Annotated in this window: 14 protein-coding genes; 11 read left to right on the forward strand and 3 right to left on the reverse strand. The window is 65.3% G+C overall.

What is annotated here, in order from left to right:
• The first annotated feature begins 34 nt into the window (after window positions 1-34).
• The 6 genes from sucD (at window position 35) to JQ633_RS16095 (ending at window position 8,512) form a co-directional block, all read left to right on the forward strand.
• Window positions 35-916: a succinate--CoA ligase subunit alpha gene (gene sucD / locus JQ633_RS16070; RefSeq protein WP_211986002.1), complete on the forward strand. Its 882-nt coding sequence runs from the start codon at window positions 35-37 to the stop codon at window positions 914-916.
• Between the two features lie 266 nt (window positions 917-1,182).
• Entirely contained in the window at window positions 1,183-4,143 is a 2,961-nt protein-coding gene (locus JQ633_RS16075) for a 2-oxoglutarate dehydrogenase E1 component (RefSeq protein ID WP_211986003.1), read from the forward strand.
• 160 nt (window positions 4,144-4,303) lie between these two features.
• Entirely contained in the window at window positions 4,304-5,551 is a 1,248-nt protein-coding gene (gene odhB / locus JQ633_RS16080; protein ID WP_211986004.1) for a 2-oxoglutarate dehydrogenase complex dihydrolipoyllysine-residue succinyltransferase, read from the forward strand.
• 72 nt (window positions 5,552-5,623) lie between these two features.
• Window positions 5,624-6,373 (forward strand): SDR family oxidoreductase, encoded by a 750-nt coding sequence (locus JQ633_RS16085; RefSeq protein ID WP_211986005.1) that lies wholly within the window; start codon window positions 5,624-5,626, stop codon window positions 6,371-6,373.
• Between the two features lie 87 nt (window positions 6,374-6,460).
• On the forward strand, window positions 6,461-7,861 hold the full coding sequence (lpdA, locus tag JQ633_RS16090) for a dihydrolipoyl dehydrogenase (RefSeq protein WP_211986006.1): 1,401 nt from the start codon (window positions 6,461-6,463) through the stop codon (window positions 7,859-7,861).
• Between the two features lie 120 nt (window positions 7,862-7,981).
• Window positions 7,982-8,512: a hypothetical protein gene (locus tag JQ633_RS16095; protein ID WP_211986007.1), complete on the forward strand. Its 531-nt coding sequence runs from the start codon at window positions 7,982-7,984 to the stop codon at window positions 8,510-8,512.
• A 113-nt stretch (window positions 8,513-8,625) separates the two neighbouring features.
• Here JQ633_RS16095 and JQ633_RS16100 read toward each other — a convergent pair whose 3' ends face one another.
• On the reverse strand, window positions 8,626-9,216 hold the full coding sequence (locus JQ633_RS16100) for a DUF4337 domain-containing protein (protein ID WP_211986008.1): 591 nt from the start codon (window positions 9,214-9,216) through the stop codon (window positions 8,626-8,628).
• Between the two features lie 111 nt (window positions 9,217-9,327).
• On the reverse strand, window positions 9,328-10,299 hold the full coding sequence (locus JQ633_RS16105) for a tyrosine recombinase XerC (protein WP_211986009.1): 972 nt from the start codon (window positions 10,297-10,299) through the stop codon (window positions 9,328-9,330).
• 91 nt (window positions 10,300-10,390) lie between these two features.
• Between JQ633_RS16105 and JQ633_RS16110 the strand changes: the two genes are divergently transcribed.
• The gene (locus JQ633_RS16110; protein WP_211986010.1) at window positions 10,391-12,601 is read left to right on the forward strand and encodes a primosomal protein N'; all 2,211 of its coding nucleotides are present in this window, start codon (window positions 10,391-10,393) and stop codon (window positions 12,599-12,601) included.
• A gap of 164 nt (window positions 12,602-12,765) precedes the next feature.
• Here JQ633_RS16110 and JQ633_RS16115 read toward each other — a convergent pair whose 3' ends face one another.
• On the reverse strand, window positions 12,766-13,251 hold the full coding sequence (locus tag JQ633_RS16115) for a septal ring lytic transglycosylase RlpA family protein (protein ID WP_211986011.1): 486 nt from the start codon (window positions 13,249-13,251) through the stop codon (window positions 12,766-12,768).
• Between the two features lie 634 nt (window positions 13,252-13,885).
• Here JQ633_RS16115 and JQ633_RS16120 point away from each other — a divergent pair.
• From JQ633_RS16120 to atpD, 4 genes are all read left to right on the forward strand, one after another.
• A complete protein-coding gene (locus JQ633_RS16120) occupies window positions 13,886-14,446 on the forward strand; it encodes a F0F1 ATP synthase subunit delta (RefSeq protein ID WP_211986012.1) in 561 nt (186 codons plus the stop codon).
• Entirely contained in the window at window positions 14,446-15,975 is a 1,530-nt protein-coding gene (atpA, locus tag JQ633_RS16125) for a F0F1 ATP synthase subunit alpha (RefSeq protein ID WP_211986013.1), read from the forward strand. The genes JQ633_RS16120 and atpA overlap by 1 nt, the downstream gene beginning before the upstream one ends.
• A 91-nt stretch (window positions 15,976-16,066) precedes the next feature.
• On the forward strand, window positions 16,067-16,945 hold the full coding sequence (locus tag JQ633_RS16130; RefSeq protein ID WP_211986014.1) for a F0F1 ATP synthase subunit gamma: 879 nt from the start codon (window positions 16,067-16,069) through the stop codon (window positions 16,943-16,945).
• A 27-nt stretch (window positions 16,946-16,972) separates the two neighbouring features.
• Window positions 16,973-18,415: a F0F1 ATP synthase subunit beta gene (gene atpD / locus JQ633_RS16135; RefSeq protein ID WP_076864736.1), complete on the forward strand. Its 1,443-nt coding sequence runs from the start codon at window positions 16,973-16,975 to the stop codon at window positions 18,413-18,415.
• Window positions 18,416-18,508 lie beyond the last annotated feature (93 nt).

An 18,508-nucleotide genomic window follows, 5' to 3' on the forward strand; every position in this document is an offset into this window, starting at 1 on the left:
ACCACGCACTAATCACAAGTTCGAAGGTGAATGTATGTCCATCCTGATCGACAAGAATACCAAGGTCATCTGCCAGGGCTTTACCGGCAAGAACGGCACCTTCCACTCGGAAGCGGCGATCGCTTACGGCACCAAGATGGTCGGCGGCGTGGCGCCGGGCAAAGGCGGCGCGACGCATCTCAACCTGCCGGTGTTCGACACCGTCGCGGAAGCGCGTGCGAAGACCGGCGCCGACGCCAGCGTCGTCTACGTGCCGCCGCCGGGCGCCGCGGACGCGATCTGCGAGGCGATCGACGCGGAAATCCCGCTGATCGTTTGCATCACCGAGGGCATTCCGGTGCTCGACATGGTGCGCGTCAAGCGCTCGCTGTCGGGATCGAAGTCGCGGCTGATCGGGCCGAACTGCCCGGGCGTGATGACCGCCGGCGAGTGCAAGATCGGCATCATGCCGGCCAACATCTTCAAGCCCGGCTCGGTCGGCATCGTCTCCCGCTCCGGCACGTTGACCTATGAGGCAGTGTTCCAGACCACCCAGGAAGGCCTCGGCCAGACCACTGCGGTCGGCATCGGCGGCGACCCGGTCAAGGGCACCGAATTCATCGACATGCTCGAGATGTTCCTGGCCGACGAGAACACCAAGTCGATCGTCATGATCGGCGAGATCGGCGGCTCGGCCGAGGAAGACGCCGCCCAGTTCCTCAAGGACGAGGCCAAGCGCGGTCGCAAGAAGCCGATGGTCGGCTTCATCGCCGGTGTCACCGCACCTCCTGGCCGCCGCATGGGCCATGCCGGCGCGATCATCTCCGGTGGCAAGGGCGACGCCGGTTCCAAGACCGCGGCGATGGAAGCCGCAGGTATCAGGGTGTCGCCGTCGCCGGCGCGCCTCGGCAAGACGCTGGCCGAGATGCTGAAGTAACCCGTCGGTCGACTGACGGTCAGCCTGCTTCTTCACTTTTGCGCGCGCTTCCCGGCGGTTCAGGCCTCCGGAAGCGCGCGTTTTACGTTTGTGGCCGGTGTTCGCGGCGCGACAACATGCTTCGAAATCGAATTCATTTCTTGGTTCTTTTAGGCAGGATTATCCGACCTAGATAGGGTAAAGGGTATCTATCCAGCCGGCCCCACTTTCCCAGACCGGCATGCGCCGTCTTCTACGCGCCAACCAAAAATCACCAGGACTTCCGCATGTCTCGCCAAGATGCGAACGCCGCTTTTGCCCTCTCGTCATTCCTGCAGGGCACCAACGCTGCCTACATCGATGACCTCTATGCCCGCTACGAGCAGGACCCGTCGTCCGTCGACGCCGAATGGCAGGAGTTCTTCAAGAGCCTGAAGGACGCCCCCGCCGACGTGCAGAAGAACGCCGAGGGCGCCTCCTGGAGCCGCGACAACTGGCCGGTGACGCCGCAGGACGATCTGACCTCCGCGCTCGATGGGAACTGGGCCCAGGTCGAGAAGGCGGTCGGCACCAAGCTCGTCGCCAAGGCACAGGCCAAGGGCGCCGAGCTCTCCGACGCCGAGGTCCATCAGGCCACCCGCGATTCGGTCCGCGCGCTGATGCTGATCCGCGCCTACCGGATGCGCGGCCACTTCCACGCCAAGCTCGATCCGCTCGGCATCGAGGCCCCGCGCGACCGCGAGGAGCTCGATCCGCGCTCCTACGGCTTCACCGAGGCCGATTTCGACCGCAAGATCTTCCTCGATCACGTGCTCGGCCTCGAATACGGCACCCTGCGCGAGATCGTGCAGATCTGCGAGCGCACCTATTGCCAGACGCTCGGCGTCGAGTTCATGCACATCTCCAATGCCGCGCAGAAGGCATGGATCCAGGAGCGCATCGAGGGGCCGGACAAGGAAATCAGCTTCACCCCCGAGGGGCGCCGCGCGATCCTCAACAAGCTGATCGAGGCCGAAGGCTTCGAGAAGTTCTGCGACGTCAAATTCACCGGCACCAAGCGCTTCGGCCTCGACGGCGGTGAATCGCTGATCCCCGCGCTGGAGCAGATCATCAAGCGCGGCGGCAATCTCGGCGTGAAGGAAGTCGTGGTCGGCATGCCGCATCGCGGCCGTCTCAACGTGCTGACCCAGGTGATGGCCAAGCCGCACCGCGCGCTGTTCCATGAATTCAAGGGCGGCTCGGCCAATCCGGACTCGGTGGAAGGCTCCGGCGACGTCAAATATCACCTCGGCGCATCCTCGGACCGCGAGTTCGACGGCAACCGGATCCATCTGTCGCTGACCGCGAACCCCTCGCATCTCGAGATCGTCGATCCCGTCGTGCTCGGCAAGGTGCGCGCCAAGCAGGATCAGCACGGCGATCCGCCCGACATGCGCATCTCGGTGCTGCCGCTGCTGATGCATGGCGACGCGGCGTTCGCGGGCCAGGGCGTTGTCGCGGAATGCTTCGGCCTCTCGGATCTGAAGGGCTACCGCACCGGCGGCTCGCTGCACTTCATCGTCAACAACCAGATCGGCTTCACCACCTATCCGCGTTACTCGCGCTCCTCGCCGTATCCGTCCGACGTCGCGAAGATGATCGACGCGCCGATCTTCCACGTGAACGGCGACGATCCCGAGGCCGTGGTGTTCGCCGCCAAGGTCGCGATCGAGTTCCGGCAGAAATTCCACAAGCCGGTCGTCATCGACATGTTCTGCTATCGCCGCCACGGCCACAACGAGGGCGACGAGCCGGCGTTCACCCAGCCGGTGATGTACAAGCGGATCGCCTCGCAGCCCTCCACGCTCGAGATCTACGCCAAGCGGCTGATCGCCGACAAGGTGATCACCGAAGGCGAGGTCGAGAAGGCCAAGGCCGACTGGCGCGCGCGACTCGATGCCGAGTTCGAGGCCGGCACCGGCTACAAGCCGAACAAGGCCGACTGGCTCGACGGCAAATGGGCCGGCTTCAAGATCGCCGACCAGGAAGAGGACGCCCGCCGCGGCGTCACCGGCGTCGACATCGCGGTGCTGAAGGACATCGGCCGCAAGATCACCAAGGTGCCCGACGGTTTCCGCGTCCACCGCACCATCCAGCGCTTCCTCGACAATCGCGCCAAGGCGATCGACACCGGCGTTGGCATCGACTGGGCGACCGGCGAGGCGCTGGCGTTCTGCACGCTGCTGCAGGAAGGCCATCACGTGCGGCTGTCCGGCCAGGACTCCGAGCGCGGCACCTTCTCGCAGCGCCATTCGGTGCTGATCGACCAGGAAGACGAGAGCCGCTACACGCCGTTCAACCATCTCGGCGGCGATGACACCGGCCACTACGAGGTCATCAACTCGCTGCTGTCGGAAGAGGCGGTGCTCGGCTTCGAGTACGGCTACTCGCTGGCCGAGCCGAATGCGCTCGCGATGTGGGAGGCGCAGTTCGGCGACTTCGCCAACGGCGCGCAGGTCGTGTTCGACCAGTTCATCTCCTCGGGCGAGCGCAAATGGCTGCGCATGTCGGGGCTGGTCTGCCTGCTGCCGCATGGCTACGAAGGGCAGGGACCGGAGCACTCCTCGGCGCGCCTCGAGCGTTATTTGCAGATGTGCGCGGAAGACAACATGCAGGTGGTGTATCCGACCACGCCGGCCAACTACTTCCACGTGCTGCGGCGCCAGCTGCATCGCGAGATCCGCAAGCCGCTGATCCTGATGACGCCGAAGTCGCTGTTGCGCCACAAGCGTGCAGTGTCGCGGCTCGACGAGCTCGGCCAGAACGCGACGTTCCATCGCATCCTGTACGATGACGCCCAGATGCTGCCGAACGAGGCGATCAAGCTGCAACCCGACGACAAGATCCGTCGCGTCGTGCTGTGCTCCGGCAAGGTCTATTACGACCTCTACGAGGAGCGCGAGAAGCGCGGCATCGACGACATCTACCTGATGCGCATCGAGCAGCTCTATCCGGTGCCGCTCAAGGCGCTGGTGCAGGAACTCGGCCGCTTCAAGGGTGCCGAGATGGTCTGGTGCCAGGAAGAGCCGCGCAACATGGGCTCCTGGCACTTCATCGAGCCCTATCTCGAATGGGTGCTGAACCAGATCAACGCGCCGAACAAGCGTCCGCGCTATGCCGGCCGTCCGGCCGCGGCGGCAACCGCCACCGGCTTGATGTCGAAGCATCTGGCGCAGCTCAAGGCGCTGCTCGACGACGCACTGAACTAACGACCTTCACTGAAGCCATGCCCCGACTCGCGCGGGGCATCCGGTACCCCGCGTCATCCAGCTCAATTGCTGTCGTCACGGAGTACCGGATCGTTCGCTGTTGGCGGACGGTGGTGGCCGCACAAGTTTCATGACCGCAGGGTTATCTGAGGAAAAGACCATGACTGAAATTCGCGTTCCAACGCTCGGCGAATCCGTGACCGAGGCCACCATCGGCCGCTGGTTCAAGAAGGCAGGCGAGGCCGTCGCGGTGGACGAGCCCTTGGTGGAGTTGGAAACCGACAAGGTCACGATCGAGGTGCCGGCGCCGGCCGCGGGCACGCTCGGCGAGATCATCGCCAAGGACGGCGAGACGGTCGCCGTCGGCGCGCTGCTCGGCCAGATCAATGACGGCGCGGCTGCGGCCAAGCCTGCTGCCGCTGCCCCGGCCGCCAAGGCTGCGGCGCCCGCCGCGGCCCCTGCCGCCGCGCCGGCAGCCGCCGCTGCGCCGAAGGCGCCGCCGGTCGATGCGCCGCTCGCGCCCTCGGTCCGCAAGCTCTCGGCCGAGAGCGGCATCGACGCCTCCACCGTGCCCGGCTCGGGCAAGGACGGCCGCGTCACCAAGGGTGACATGCTGGCCGCGATCGAGAAGGCCGCCTCGGCGCCGACCCCGGTCAACCAGCCCGCCGCCGCCGTGCAGGTCCGTGCGCCGTCGCCGGCCGACGATGCCGCCCGCGAGGAGCGCGTGAAGATGACCCGGCTGCGCCAGACCATCGCGCGCCGCCTCAAGGACGTGCAGAACACCGCCGCGATGCTGACGACCTTCAACGAGGTCGACATGACCAACGTCATGGCGCTGCGCGCGCACTACAAGGATGCGTTCGAGAAGAAGCACGGCTCGAAGCTCGGCTTCATGGGCTTCTTCACCAAGGCCGTGGTGCAGGCGCTGAAGGACATCCCGGCCGTCAACGCCGAGATCGACGGCAGCGACCTGATCTACAAGAACTACTATCACGTCGGCGTTGCGGTCGGCACCGACCGCGGCCTCGTGGTGCCGGTGGTGCGCGACTGCGATCACAAGTCGATCGCCGAGATCGAGAAGTCGATCGCCGATTTCGGCCGCCGCGCCCGCGACGGCCAGCTCAAGATCGACGAGATGCAGGGCGGCACCTTCACCATCACCAACGGCGGCATCTACGGCTCGCTGATGTCGACGCCGATCCTCAACGCGCCGCAGTCCGGCATTCTCGGCATGCACAAGATCCAGGAGCGGCCGATGGTGGTCGGCGGCAAGATCGAGGTGCGGCCGATGATGTATCTGGCGCTGTCCTACGATCACCGCGTCATCGACGGCAAGGAAGCGGTCACCTTCCTGGTGCGCGTCAAGGAGAGCCTGGAGGATCCGGCGCGGCTCGTGCTGGACCTGTAAGGTCGTTCGCGCGCGGCGCTCGACCTGCTCGGGCGCCGCAATCGGTTTGAGCGCTCATTGTTGGGGATCAAAGTGACGGATAAGGTTGTCATCATCACCGGCGGCAGCCGCGGCATCGGCCGCGCCACCGCCCTCGCTGCCGCGGCGCGCGGCTATCGCATCGTGGTCGGCTATGCCAGCAACAAGCAGGCGGCCGACGAGGTCGTCGCCCAGATCGAGGCCAGCAACGGCAAGGCCATCGCGGTGAAATGCGATGTCGCCGAGGAGAGCGAGATCCTCGAGCTGTTCAAGGCGGCGGACAAGTTCGGCGCGCTCGGCGCGCTGGTCAACAATGGCGGCATCGTCGGCACCAGCGGCGTGCGCGTCGACGAGATGTCAGCCGAGCGCATCCGGCGCGTGATGGCCATCAACGTCACCGGCTCCATTCTCTGCGCCCGCGAAGCGGTGAAGCGGATGTCGACCAAGCACGGCGGCAAGGGCGGCGTCATCGTCAACCTGTCCTCGGTCGCGGCGCGGCTCGGCGCGCCCAACACGTATGTCGATTATGCTGCCTCCAAGGGCGCGATCGATTCGTTCACCGTCGGCCTCGGCCATGAGGTCGCAGGCGAAGGCATCCGCGTCGCCGGCATCCGGCCAGGCCTGATCGACACCGAAATCCATGCTGCCGGCGGCGAGCCCGATCGTGCGCACCGCCTCGCGCATATGGTGCCGATGAAGCGCGTCGGTACCGCGGACGAAATCGCCAACGCCATCGTCTGGCTGATCTCGGACGAGGCTTCCTATGTCACCAGCACGATCCTCGACGTGTCGGGCGGTCGATAGAGCATGATCCGGAAAAGCGTGAAGCGGTTTTCCGAAAAGATCATGCTCGCCTAACTGTCACAGAACTTGGTTACAGGACTTTCCATCATGGCATCTTACGATCTCGTCGTTATCGGCACCGGGCCCGGCGGCTATGTCTGCGCGATCCGCGCGGCGCAACTCGGCATGAAGGTTGCGGTGGTCGAGAAGAACGCGACGCTCGGCGGCACCTGCCTCAATGTCGGCTGCATGCCCTCGAAGGCGCTGCTGCACGCTTCCGAGATGTTCGAGGAAGCCGGGCACTCCTTCGCCAAGATGGGCGTCAGCGTCTCCGCGCCGAAGCTCGATCTTCCCGCGATGATGAACTTCAAGCAGCAGGGCATCGACGGCAACGTCAAGGGCGTCGAGTTCCTGATGAAGAAGAACAAGATCGACGTGCTCAAGGGCACCGGCAAGATCCTCGGTGCCGGCAAGGTCGAGGTCTCCGGCGACGGCAAGACCGAGACCGTCGAGACCAGGAACATCGTGATCGCCACCGGCTCTGACATCGCGCGGCTGAAGGGCATTGAGATCGACGAGAAGCGCATCGTGTCGTCGACCGGCGCGCTGTCGCTGGAGAAGGTGCCGTCGAGCCTGTTGATCGTCGGCGCCGGCGTGATCGGGCTCGAGCTCGGCTCGGTCTGGCATCGCCTCGGCGCCAAGGTCACCGTGGTGGAATTCCTCGACCGCATCCTGCCGGGCATGGACGGCGAGATCGCCAAGCAATTCCAGCGCATCCTGGAAAAGCAGGGCTTTGCGTTCAAGCTCGGCGCCAAGGTCACCGCGATCGATACTTCCGCCAAGACGCTGCAGGCCAAGGTCGAGCCGGCCGCGGGCGGCGCGGCGGAGACGATCGAAGCCGACGTCGTGCTCGTCTGCATCGGCCGCGTGCCATACACCGAAGGGCTCGGGCTGAAGGAGGCCGGCGTCGTGCTCGACAATCGCGGCCGCGTTCAGATCGACGCGCACTTCTCGACCTCGGTGAAGGGCATCTACGCGATCGGCGACGTCGTGGCCGGACCGATGCTGGCGCACAAGGCGGAAGACGAAGGCGTCGCCTGCGCCGAGATCATCGCGGGCCAGGCCGGCCATGTGAACTACGACGTTATCCCAGGCGTCGTGTATACCACGCCGGAAGTGTCGTCGGTCGGCAAGACCGAGGAAGAGCTCAAGCAGGCCGGCGTCGCTTATACCGTCGGCAAATTCCCGTTCACCGCCAACGGCCGCTCCAAGGTCAACCAGACCACGGATGGCTTCGTGAAGGTTCTCGCAGATGCGAAGACGGATCGCGTGCTCGGCGTGCACATCGTCGGCATCGAGGCCGGCGAAATGATCCACGAAGCCTGCGTCCTGATGGAGTTCGGCGGTTCGGCCGAGGATCTGGCCCGCACCTGCCACGCCCATCCGACCCGTTCGGAGGCCATCAAGGAAGCCGCGCTTGCGGTGGGCAAACGCGCCATCCATATGTGATCGAGTGCCCGGCGCGAGCCGGGTGGAGTGTGATCCGGATAACTGAAACCGGCTTCACGCTCTGGCAAATTGATGAGATCATGATGCGGCGTTTCGCATCATGATCGAGAGATCACGACGATGTTGCGCCGCTTGCTTCAGCCGCTCTGGGTCCTGCTCGCGATCATCTTCCTGATCGAGGCGTGGCTGTGGGATCACCTCGAGCCGATCGTGGCGCGCGTGGTCGCGGCCATCCCGCTGCGCGCGGTCAAGCATTGGGTCGCCGAGCGGGTCCATTCGCTGTCGCCGCAAATGACGCTGATCATCTTCGTCGTGCCGGCAATCTCGCTGTTTCCGCTCAAGCTGATCGGGCTGTGGCTGCTGACGCACGAATACTGGCTGACCGCTGTTACGCTGATCCTGTTCGCGAAGTTCGTCGGCGTCGGCATCACTGCGTTCCTGTTCGACGTGACGCGGCCGAAGCTGATGCAGATGCGCTGGTTCCAGACGGTCTATGATTTCGTCATCTCGCTGCGCGCCAAGGCGACCGCTTTGGTCGAGCCGGTCAAGCAGCACGCCCTGGAAATCCTGCGCGGCGACGGCGACGGCTGGGCCGCGCGCACCTTCCGCATGATCGCGCGCTTCCGCAAGAGCGTGCATCAGGCGCGCTGAGTTTCCTGCAAATCCTGCTCAACCCGTCATCCTTGAGGTGCGCGTCTCGAGGATATCCCCACGCGTCGTCCCGGCGAAAGCCGGGACGACACCGTGGGTGGAGCTCCCTTAAATCAATGCAGATGCAGCAAATGCGGCTGGAACAGGCCGAGCACGGTCATCGCGACGCCGGCGAGGGTGACGATGCCGGCCACCCAGGCCAGCGTGATGATGCCGGTGATGATGGTTGCCGACGCCAGCACAATGGCGATCTGGAAGGCGGCCGAGGCCAGCTCGAAATGGTGATACTTCGCGGTCGCCTCATCCCGGTCATGCTCGGCATGCTTGGCGCGTTCGGCGAGTTGCTCCGACCCTTCGCCGGTGTCCGGCTCCGAGCGGTAGCGCTGCGCGGTCTTCTGCCAGTCGTCGATCTGCTTCTGCAGTGCCGCCTTGGCCGCATCGTCGGGGGCGGTGGCGAGGCCGAGCTTGCCCTGTTCGGCGGCGGTCTGCACCGTGGTGCGGCGGATGCTCTTGGCCTGGAAGAACGCCCACAGGTTGGAGGCCTCGACATTCTTGCTGATCGCCTCGGTCTGCGCGCCCTTGCCGAGGGTTTCCGACAGCGCCAGGCAGAGCGCGATCACGGCGATCAGGAGTGCGATCTTCTTGTTCTCGCCGCCCGCATGCTGGGCATGCTCGGCGTGCTCCATACTCTCATGTGCGCTCATGATTCCCCTCCGGATCAGTCCGCGGCACGATTGCCGAATGCGGTCTACAACGCAAGGGGCGGGCGCTTTATGGCAGGCGTATGAATATAACGAATATGAACGGCGCGGCGCTCAGCCGCGCGGATGCGCCGAGCGGTAGACCTCGAGCAGGCGCTCGCTGTCGATGCCGGTGTAGATCTGCGTGGTCGAGAGCGAGGCGTGGCCGAGCAGTTCCTGGATCGCGCGCAAGTCGCCGCCGCGGCTGAGCAGGTGGGTGGCAAAGGAGTGCCGCAGCGCATGCGGCGTCGCGCTGTCGGGCAGGCCGAGCGCGCCGCGCAGCCGCTCCATGGTGAGCTGGATGATGCGCGGGCTGAGCGGTCCGCCGCGCGCGCCGACGAACATCGGTCCGGTGGGGCCGAGCTGATGCGGGCAGACCGCCGCATAGTCCGCGATCAGTTGCAGCACGTTCTGCAGCACCGGCACCATGCGGGTCTTGTTGCCCTTGCCGGTCACGATCAGCACATCGCCTTCGCCCGGCTTCGGCACGTCGCGGCGCTTCAGCCCGAGCGCCTCGGAGATGCGCAAGCCCGAACCGTAGAGCAGCGCCATCACGGCGGCGTCACGCATCAGGATCCAGGTCTCGCGCTCCTCGCCGGCGCGTTCATCGGCATCGGCGAAGCGCTTTGCGGCGTCCATGTGGATCGGCTTCGGCAGGCTCTTGGCTACCTTCGGTGCGCGGATCGCCGAGAGCGCGCCGACCTTGCCCTTGCCCTCGCGTTCCAGGAAGCGGCCGAACGAGCGCAGGCCCGCCAGCGCCCGCATCAGCGAGCGGCCGCCGATCGCGTCCGCGCGGCGCATCGCCATGAAGGCGCGGACATCGCTCGCCTCCAGCGCGGCGAAGGCGTCCAGCGTGACCGGCGCGCCCCAATGTCCGGCGAGGAAGGCGAGGCACTGCCTGACATCGCGGGCATAGGCCTCCAGCGTCTTCGGCGACAGCCGCCGCTCGGCGCGCAGATGCGACAGCCAGCGCGTCATCTGCTGCGTGACCGAGATGTCGGCGCAGTCGAGTTCGATCGGTTGAACGGGCGGATCGGTCCGGGCCATAAGGGCTATTGGTGCTGCGATTCTCCTGATTATATCGCACTTCTTTCGTTTACCGTTCGCTAAGGCGGCGCAGCGGTGTTAGGCGATTCCGATGGACCACACCACGCGCAGCAGCACGGCCTCCGCCTCGGCGACACGCATTGTCGACGTGCTGGTGCCTGTCGCGCTGAACCAGACCTATTCCTACCGCGTGCCGCGCGGCATGGAGCTTGCGCCCGGTGACGTGATCGCCGTTCCGCTCGGGCCGCGCGAGGTGGTCGCGGTGGTGTGGGCCGAGAACGCCCGGCCCGATCCGCGGCTGCACAACCGACTCAAGGACGTCAGCGAGAAGCTCGACGTCCCGCCGCTGAAAGCGGAACTGCGCCAGCTGGTCGACTGGGTTTCCAACTACACGCTGTCGGCGCGCGGCATGGTGCTGCGGATGACGCTGCGGATGGGCGACAACCTCGGGCCGGAACGCACCCGCCTCGGCGTGCGCCTGGTCGGCGCGCCGCCGCAGCGGCTGACGCCGGCACGGCGGCGCGTGATCGAGGTGCTGTCGGACGGTCTGTTGCACGGCAAGTCGGACGCGGCGCGCGAAGCCGGCGTCAGCTCCGGCGTGGTTGATGGGTTGGTCGACGAGGGCACGCTGACGGTCGAGGCGATGCCGCCGCCGGCCCCGCCACCGGCGCCCGACCCATCCTACGCGCAGCCGGATTTCTCCCGCGAGCAGCGCAGCGCGGTCGACATGATGCGTACACTCGCGGCGAGCGGCAGCTTCCACGTCGCGCTGCTCGACGGCGTCACCGGTTCCGGCAAGACCGAGGTCTATTTCGAGGCGATCGCCGAAAACATCCGGCGCGGCAGGCAGTCGCTGATCCTGATGCCGGAGATCGCGCTGACCGGCCAGTTCCTCGACCGCTTCGCGCAGCGCTTCGGCGTGCGGCCGCTGGAATGGCATTCCGAGCTGACGCCGCGCACACGTGCGCGCAACTGGGCGGCGATTTCGGAAGGCAAGGCGCCGGTCGTGGTCGGCGCGCGCTCGGCGCTGTTCCTGCCCTATGCCGATCTCGGCCTCATCATCGTCGATGAGGAGCACGACCAGGCCTACAAGCAGGATGAAGGCGCGCATTATCACGCCCGCGACATGGCCGTGGTCCGCGCCCATATCGCCAAGATCCCGATCGTGCTGGCGTCGGCGACGCCGTCGGTCGAAAGCGAGGTCAATGCGCGCAAGGGCCGCTACCAGCGCGTCGCGCTGCCGTCGCGGTTCGGCGGCCAGCACATGCCGCAGATCGAGGCGATCGACATGCGCCGCGCGCCGCCGCCGCGCGGCCGCTTCATCTCGCCGCCGCTTGCCGAGCAGATCCGCTACGCGATCGAGCGGCGCGAGCAGGCGCTGCTGTTCCTCAACCGCCGCGGCTATGCGCCGCTGACGCTGTGCCGCGCCTGCGGCCACCGCTTCGCCTGCACCATCTGCGATGCGTGGCTGGTCGATCACAGGTTTCGCCAGCGGCTGGTGTGCCATCACTGCGGCTTCTCGATGCCGCGCCCGAACATCTGCCCGCATTGCTCCGCCGAGGAATCGCTGGCCGCCGTCGGTCCCGGCGTCGAGCGCCTGCAGGAGGAAGCCGCGAGCATCTTCCCCGGCGCCCGCACCATGGTGCTGTCGAGCGATCTCATCACCTCGATCGAGACCATGCGCAGCGAGTTGAACGAGATCGCGGAAGGGCGCGTCGACATCATCATCGGCACCCAGTTGGTGGCCAAGGGCCACAATTTCCCGCGGCTCAATCTGGTCGGCGTGGTCGATGCCGACCTTGGTCTGAGCAACGGCGATCCGCGTGCCGCCGAGCGGACCTTCCAATTGCTCAACCAGGTGGTCGGGCGCGCCGGCCGCGAGCAGGGCCGCGGCGTCGGCTTCCTGCAGACCCACCAGCCCGAGCATCCCGTGATCAAGGCCCTGATCGCCAGCGACCGCGAGGCATTCTACGCCAGCGAGATCGATATCCGCGAGCGCACCGGCTATCCGCCGTTCGGCCGGCTGGCGAGCCTGATCGTTTCCGCCGGCGACCGTCCGACCGCGGAGGGCTTTGCGCGCAAGCTCGCCGCGATCGCGCCGCTCGACGACCGGATCCAGGTGCTCGGTCCTGCCGAAGCGCCGCTCGCCGTCATCAAGGGCCGTTACCGCTTCCGCCTGCTGGTGAAGTCGCTGCGCAATGTCGACCTGTCGCAATATCTGCGCGACTGGCTCGCCGCCACTCCCAAGACCACGGGCAATCTCAAGCTCGAGGTCGACGTCGACCCGCAGAGCTTTTTGTAGGTGGTGGCACTCCCTCGTCATTGCTTCGCTTCGCTCGCAATGTGGGGTGATTGTCGTGCCGGCAACAAAAAAGCCTGCCGTCATTCGCGACGGCAGGCCATTTGTCGGAGGCGCGAAGCTTGGCGCTTCGCGGCCCTACGCAACGCTACGCTTACTGAACGCTATCAGATGACCTCGGCGGTGACGCGGCCGACGCCGGCGCCGGTCAGGCCGATGGCGCGGGCAGCGCCGGTCGAGAGGTCGAGCACGCGGCCGCGGATGAACGGGCCACGATCGTTGATGGTGACGACCACGCTGCGGCCGCCATGGGTGACGCGGAGCTTGGTGCCGAACGGCAGCGAGCGGTGGGCCGCGGTCATGGCGTTCTGGTTGAATCGCTGACCGGAGGCGGTGCGGCTGCCGGACTCGTTGCCGTAGAACGAGGCCATGCCCGAGAAGCTATGGCCGCCGCCCGACTGCACCGAGGCATTCGCATTACGCCAGGACGACCCCTCGGCCTTGGCGTGATGATGGTGGTGATGATGACGATGATGCCGGGACTTCGCGGACGCCTCGGTCACGCTGCCCCCGACCAGAAGCGTCGCTGCAACAACAGCGACCGCCGTACGCGACTGGGTAACGCCCAGGACCGCCTTCTTGATATTCGTCATTTGATATAAGACCCTCAGACAGTATTGCCACAATTGTGGCAAGTGGAACCCCCGTCCCTCGTTGACCAAGGCCGTTTGATTTCGCAATGAGGCATGAATTGGGCAGTAAATCCGGATTGGCCTCGGTAGAGATATCTTGTTACCGGCCGAGGGAATTTGTAGCGGGTTCCATATTCTTGCTGTTTAACGAATTTTTAACCAGTCTAATACTGTCGAATACTGTTTAACCGAGCGGCGGTAAGGTTTGAGTAAGTAATCGCCAAGTGGAACTCCAAGGCAGCGAATCGTTCCGCCCGCCGCTTTCATGGGGCCATGCAAATTTTTGCGGGAACAAAATCAGGGGCGGGAATCCGGCGGCCCGGCGGGGCCGATTCCCGGAGCTCGGACTTCGCGGATTCGGCACCCGGTGATCGGCGGCCACACCGCGTGCGACATCGCAGCACCGGCTTGTGCCGTCATGTTGCACCTGCGCGATTGCTATGTTAGCAAAGCCCGCGATTTTAACGGTCCCGGCACGTCCTGTGCCGGTCGAAAATCGAAGTCCCGCTTGAATTCCAAGGGCTTGGATCGCTAGGCGCTGCTTTGGTGGCGACGGTTTTTCCCTTGCGAATTTAACAGCAAAAAGAGCGAGCTCGTGGCTGCTGAAGATCCGTCCGTTTCGGGAGTGTCCGGCCGTTATGCAACGGCGTTGTTCGAGTTGGCGCGCGACGAGCAATCGATCGACGCCGTAAAGGCCGATCTCGACAATTTCGAGGTCATGCTGAACGGCAGCGATGATCTCAAGCGGCTGGTTCGCAGCCCGGTGTTCTCCGCCGATGCCCAGTTGAAGGCGCTGACCGCGATTCTCGACAAGGCCGGTATCACGGGCACGACGGCAAAGTTCCTCAAGGTGCTCACCGCCAATCGACGGCTGTTCGCAATTGCCGATGTGATCCGCGCCTACCGCGCGCTGGTGGCGAAGTTCAAGGGCGAGGCGACTGCCGAAGTCACCGTCGCCGAGCAGCTCAGTGACAAGAATCTCGACGCGCTGAAGGCCGCACTGAAATCAGTGACGGGCAAGGACGTCGCGCTCAACGTGAAGGTCGATCCCTCCATTATTGGTGGCCTGGTGGTCAAGCTTGGCAGCCGCATGGTGGATAGTTCGCTTCGCACCAAACTCAATTCGATCAAGAACGCGATGAAAGAGGCAGGCTGATGGACATCCGCGCCGCAGAAATTTCTGCGATCCTCAAGGACCAGATCAAGAATTTCGGCCAGGAAGCCGAGGTCACCGAAGTTGGCCAGGTGCTGTCGGTCGGTGACGGTATTGCCCGCGTCTACGGTCTGGACAACGTCCAGGCCGGTGAAATGGTCGAGTTCGAGAACGGCACCCGCGGCATGGCGCTGAACCTCGAAACCGACAACGTCGGCATCGTGATCTTCGGCGCCGACCGCGAGATCAAGGAAGGCCAGACCGTCAAGCGCACCCGCGCCATCGTGGACGCGCCGGTCGGCAAGGGCCTGCTCGGCCGCGTCGTCGACGCGCTCGGCAATCCGATCGACGGCAAGGGCCCGATCCAGGCCACCGAACGCAAGCGCGTCGACGTCAAGGCGCCCGGCATCATTCCGCGCAAGTCGGTGAACGAGCCGATGGCCACCGGCCTCAAGGCCATCGACGCGCTGATCCCGATCGGCCGCGGCCAGCGCGAGCTGATCATCGGCGACCGTCAGACCGGCAAGACCGCGATCGCGCTCGACACCATCCTGAACCAGAAGCCGCTGAACGCGCAGCCGGACGAGAACATCAAGCTGTACTGCGTCTACGTCGCGGTCGGCCAGAAGCGCTCCACCGTCGCGCAGTTCGTCAAGGTGCTCGAGGAGCAGGGCGCCCTGGAATACTCGATCGTCGTTGCGGCGACCGCGTCCGATCCGGCGCCGATGCAGTACATCGCGCCGTTCACCGGCTGCACCATGGGCGAATACTTCCGCGACAACGGCATGCACGCCGTGATCATCTATGACGATCTGTCCAAGCAGGCCGTCGCCTATCGCCAGATGTCGCTGCTGCTGCGCCGCCCGCCGGGCCGCGAAGCCTATCCGGGCGACGTGTTCTATCTGCACTCCCGCCTGCTCGAGCGCGCGGCGAAGCTCGGCAAGGACCACGGTTTGGGTTCGCTGACGGCGCTGCCGGTCATTGAGACCCAGGCTAACGACGTGTCGGCCTACATCCCGACCAACGTGATTTCGATCACCGACGGCCAGATCTTCCTGGAGACCGACCTGTTCTTCCAGGGCATCCGTCCGGCGGTGAACGTCGGTCTGTCGGTGTCGCGCGTCGGTTCGTCGGCGCAGACCAAGGCAACCAAGAAGGTCGCCGGCAAGATCAAGGGTGAGCTCGCGCAGTACCGCGAAATGGCGGCGTTCGCGCAGTTCGGCTCCGATCTCGACGCCTCGACCCAGCGTCTGCTGAACCGCGGTTCGCGCCTGACCGAGCTCTTGAAGCAGCCGCAGTTCTCGCCGCTGAAGATGGAAGAGCAGGTTTGCGTGATCTGGGCCGGCACCAACGGCTATCTCGATCCGCTGCCGCTCAGCAAGGTGAAGCCGTTCGAGGATGGGCTGTTGTCGCTGCTGCGCGGCAAGAACGTCGAGATTCTGGATGCGATCCGCACCAGCCGCGATCTTTCCGACGACACGGCCGCCAAGCTGAAGTCGGTGGTCGACGGTTTCGCCAAGACGTTTGCGTAACAAATGGGGCGTCGCCCGGCTTGTCGCCGGGCGTTACGAACAGAGGCTTGCGATCTGACCGTTGCGGTCGGATCGCCGGGGTGGACGAAGAATGGCGTCACTGAAAGACATGCGGTCCCGCATCGCCTCGACCAAGGCGACGCAGAAGATCACCAAGGCCATGCAGATGGTCGCAGCCTCCAAGCTGCGCCGCGCGCAGAACGCCGCCGAGGCGGCGCGGCCTTATGCCAACAAGATGGACGCGGTGATTTCCAACATCGCTGCCGCAGCCAATGGCACGCCCGGCGCGCCGGCGCTGCTGGCGGGCACCGGCAAGGACCAGGTGCACCTGTTGCTGGTCTGCACCGGCGAGCGCGGCCTGTCGGGCGCGTTCAACTCGGCCATCGTGCGCCTGGCGCGCGAGCGCGCGCAGTCGCTGCTCGCGCAGGGCAAGGAGGTCCAGTTCTTCTGCGTCGGCCGCAAGGGCTACGAGCAGCTGCGCCGGACCTACGAGAAGCGCATCGTCGAGCATCTCGATCTGCGTGCGGTGCGCCAGATCGGCTTCGTCAATGCCGAGGATATCGCCAACAAGGTGCTGGCGCGGTTCGAGGCCGGCGAGTTCGATGTCTGCACGCTGTTCTATTCGCGCTTCCAGTCGGTGATCGCACAGGTTCCGACCGCGCAGCAGATCATCCCGCTCGAAGTGGCGGCGCCTGCGGCCAACGCGGCTCCCTCCACGTCCTACGAATACGAGCCCGAGGAAGACCAGATCCTCAGCACCCTGTTGCCGCGCAATCTCGCGGTGCAGATCTTCCGCGCGCTGCTCGAGAACAACGCTTCGTTCTACGGCGCGCAGATGAGCGCCATGGACAGCGCCACGCGCAACGCCGGCGAAATGATCCGCAAGCAAACCCTGATTTACAACCGGACCCGTCAGGCCCAGATCACGAAGGAGCTGATTGAAATCATCTCCGGCGCTGAGGCGGTCTAAGGCAAGATTTTCGAAGGAGAACAGTCCATGGCTACAGCAGCCAACCCGATCGGTCGCGTTACTCAGGTCACGGGCGCCGTGGTCGACGTGCAGTTCGAAGGCCACCTTCCGGCGATTCTGAATGCGCTCGAGACCAAGAACGGCGGCAATCGCCTGGTGCTCGAAGTTGCTCAGCATCTCGGCGAGTCGACCGTCCGCACCATCGCGATGGATATCACCGAAGGTCTGGTGCGCGGCCAGGAAGTGACCGACACCGGCGAGCCGATCCGGGTGCCGGTCGGTGAAGGCACGCTCGGCCGCATCATCAACGTGATCGGCGAGCCGATCGACGAAGCCGGCCCGATCAAGGCCGAAGGCGTGCGCGCCATTCACCAGGAAGCGCCAACCTACACCGACCAGTCGACCGAAGCGGAAATTCTCGTCACCGGCATCAAGGTCGTCGACCTGCTTGCTCCGTACGCCAAGGGCGGCAAGATCGGCCTGTTCGGCGGCGCCGGCGTCGGCAAGACCGTGCTGATTCAGGAACTGATCAACAACGTCGCGAAGGCGCACGGTGGTTACTCGGTGTTCGCCGGCGTCGGCGAGCGCACCCGTGAAGGCAACGACCTCTATCACGAGTTCATCGAATCCAAGGTCAACGCCGATCCGCACAATCCGGATCCGAGCGTGAAGTCGAAGTGCGCGCTGGTGTTCGGCCAGATGAACGAGCCGCCCGGCGCCCGTGCCCGCGTCGGCCTCACCGGTCTGACCGTCGCCGAGCACTTCCGCGACCAGGGCCAGGACGTGCTGTTCTTCGTCGACAACATCTTCCGCTTCACCCAGGCGGGCTCGGAAGTGTCGGCGCTGCTCGGCCGTATTCCTTCGGCGGTGGGTTATCAGCCGACGCTCGCGACCGACATGGGCGCGTTGCAGGAGCGCATCACCACCACCCAGAAGGGCTCGATCACCTCGGTGCAGGCGATCTACGTGCCGGCCGACGACTTGACCGACCCGGCGCCCGCCACCTCGTTCGCGCACTTGGACGCCACCACGGTGCTGTCGCGCGCGATCTCGGAAAAGGGCATCTATCCGGCGGTGGACCCGCTCGACTCGACCTCGCGCATGCTGTCGGCGCTGGTCGTCGGCGAGGAGCACTACAACACCGCGCGTCTGGTCCAGCAGATCCTGCAGCGCTACAAGTCGCTGCAGGACATCATCGCCATTCTCGGCATGGACGAACTGTCGGAAGAGGACAAGTTGACGGTGGCCCGCGCCCGCAAGGTCGAGCGCTTCCTGTCGCAGCCGTTCCACGTCGCCGAAATCTTCACCGGCTCGCCGGGCAAGTTCGTCGACCTCGCCGACACCATCAAGGGCTTCCGCGACCTCTGCCAGGGCAAGTATGACCACCTGCCCGAAGCGGCGTTCTACATGGTCGGCACCATCGAAGAAGCCGTCGAGAAGGGCAAGAAGCTCGCCGCCGAGGCGGCCTGAGCTTCATGATGTCGTCATCGCCGGACTTGATCCGGCGATCCATCGCACGAGACTTGTTTTGACTGATGGACCCGCGGGTCGAGCCCGCGGGTG

The sequence above is a fragment of the Bradyrhizobium tropiciagri genome (assembly GCF_018130505.1).
In the GTDB taxonomy this organism is placed as follows: domain Bacteria; phylum Pseudomonadota; class Alphaproteobacteria; order Rhizobiales; family Xanthobacteraceae; genus Bradyrhizobium; species Bradyrhizobium tropiciagri_B.

Coding starts and splice junctions, on each gene's coding strand:
- lpdA (WP_211986006.1), top strand. CDS start 6,461: ATGGCATCTTACGATCTCGTCGTTATCGGCACCGGGCCCGGCGGCTAT.
- sucD (WP_211986002.1), top strand. CDS start 35: ATGTCCATCCTGATCGACAAGAATACCAAGGTCATCTGCCAGGGCTTT.
- JQ633_RS16095 (WP_211986007.1), top strand. CDS start 7,982: ATGTTGCGCCGCTTGCTTCAGCCGCTCTGGGTCCTGCTCGCGATCATC.
- atpD (WP_076864736.1), top strand. CDS start 16,973: ATGGCTACAGCAGCCAACCCGATCGGTCGCGTTACTCAGGTCACGGGC.
- JQ633_RS16100 (WP_211986008.1), bottom strand. CDS start 9,216: ATGAGCGCACATGAGAGTATGGAGCACGCCGAGCATGCCCAGCATGCG.
- JQ633_RS16115 (WP_211986011.1), bottom strand. CDS start 13,251: ATGACGAATATCAAGAAGGCGGTCCTGGGCGTTACCCAGTCGCGTACG.
- JQ633_RS16110 (WP_211986010.1), top strand. CDS start 10,391: ATGGACCACACCACGCGCAGCAGCACGGCCTCCGCCTCGGCGACACGC.
- JQ633_RS16130 (WP_211986014.1), top strand. CDS start 16,067: ATGGCGTCACTGAAAGACATGCGGTCCCGCATCGCCTCGACCAAGGCG.
- atpA (WP_211986013.1), top strand. CDS start 14,446: ATGGACATCCGCGCCGCAGAAATTTCTGCGATCCTCAAGGACCAGATC.
- odhB (WP_211986004.1), top strand. CDS start 4,304: ATGACTGAAATTCGCGTTCCAACGCTCGGCGAATCCGTGACCGAGGCC.
- JQ633_RS16105 (WP_211986009.1), bottom strand. CDS start 10,299: ATGGCCCGGACCGATCCGCCCGTTCAACCGATCGAACTCGACTGCGCC.
- JQ633_RS16075 (WP_211986003.1), top strand. CDS start 1,183: ATGTCTCGCCAAGATGCGAACGCCGCTTTTGCCCTCTCGTCATTCCTG.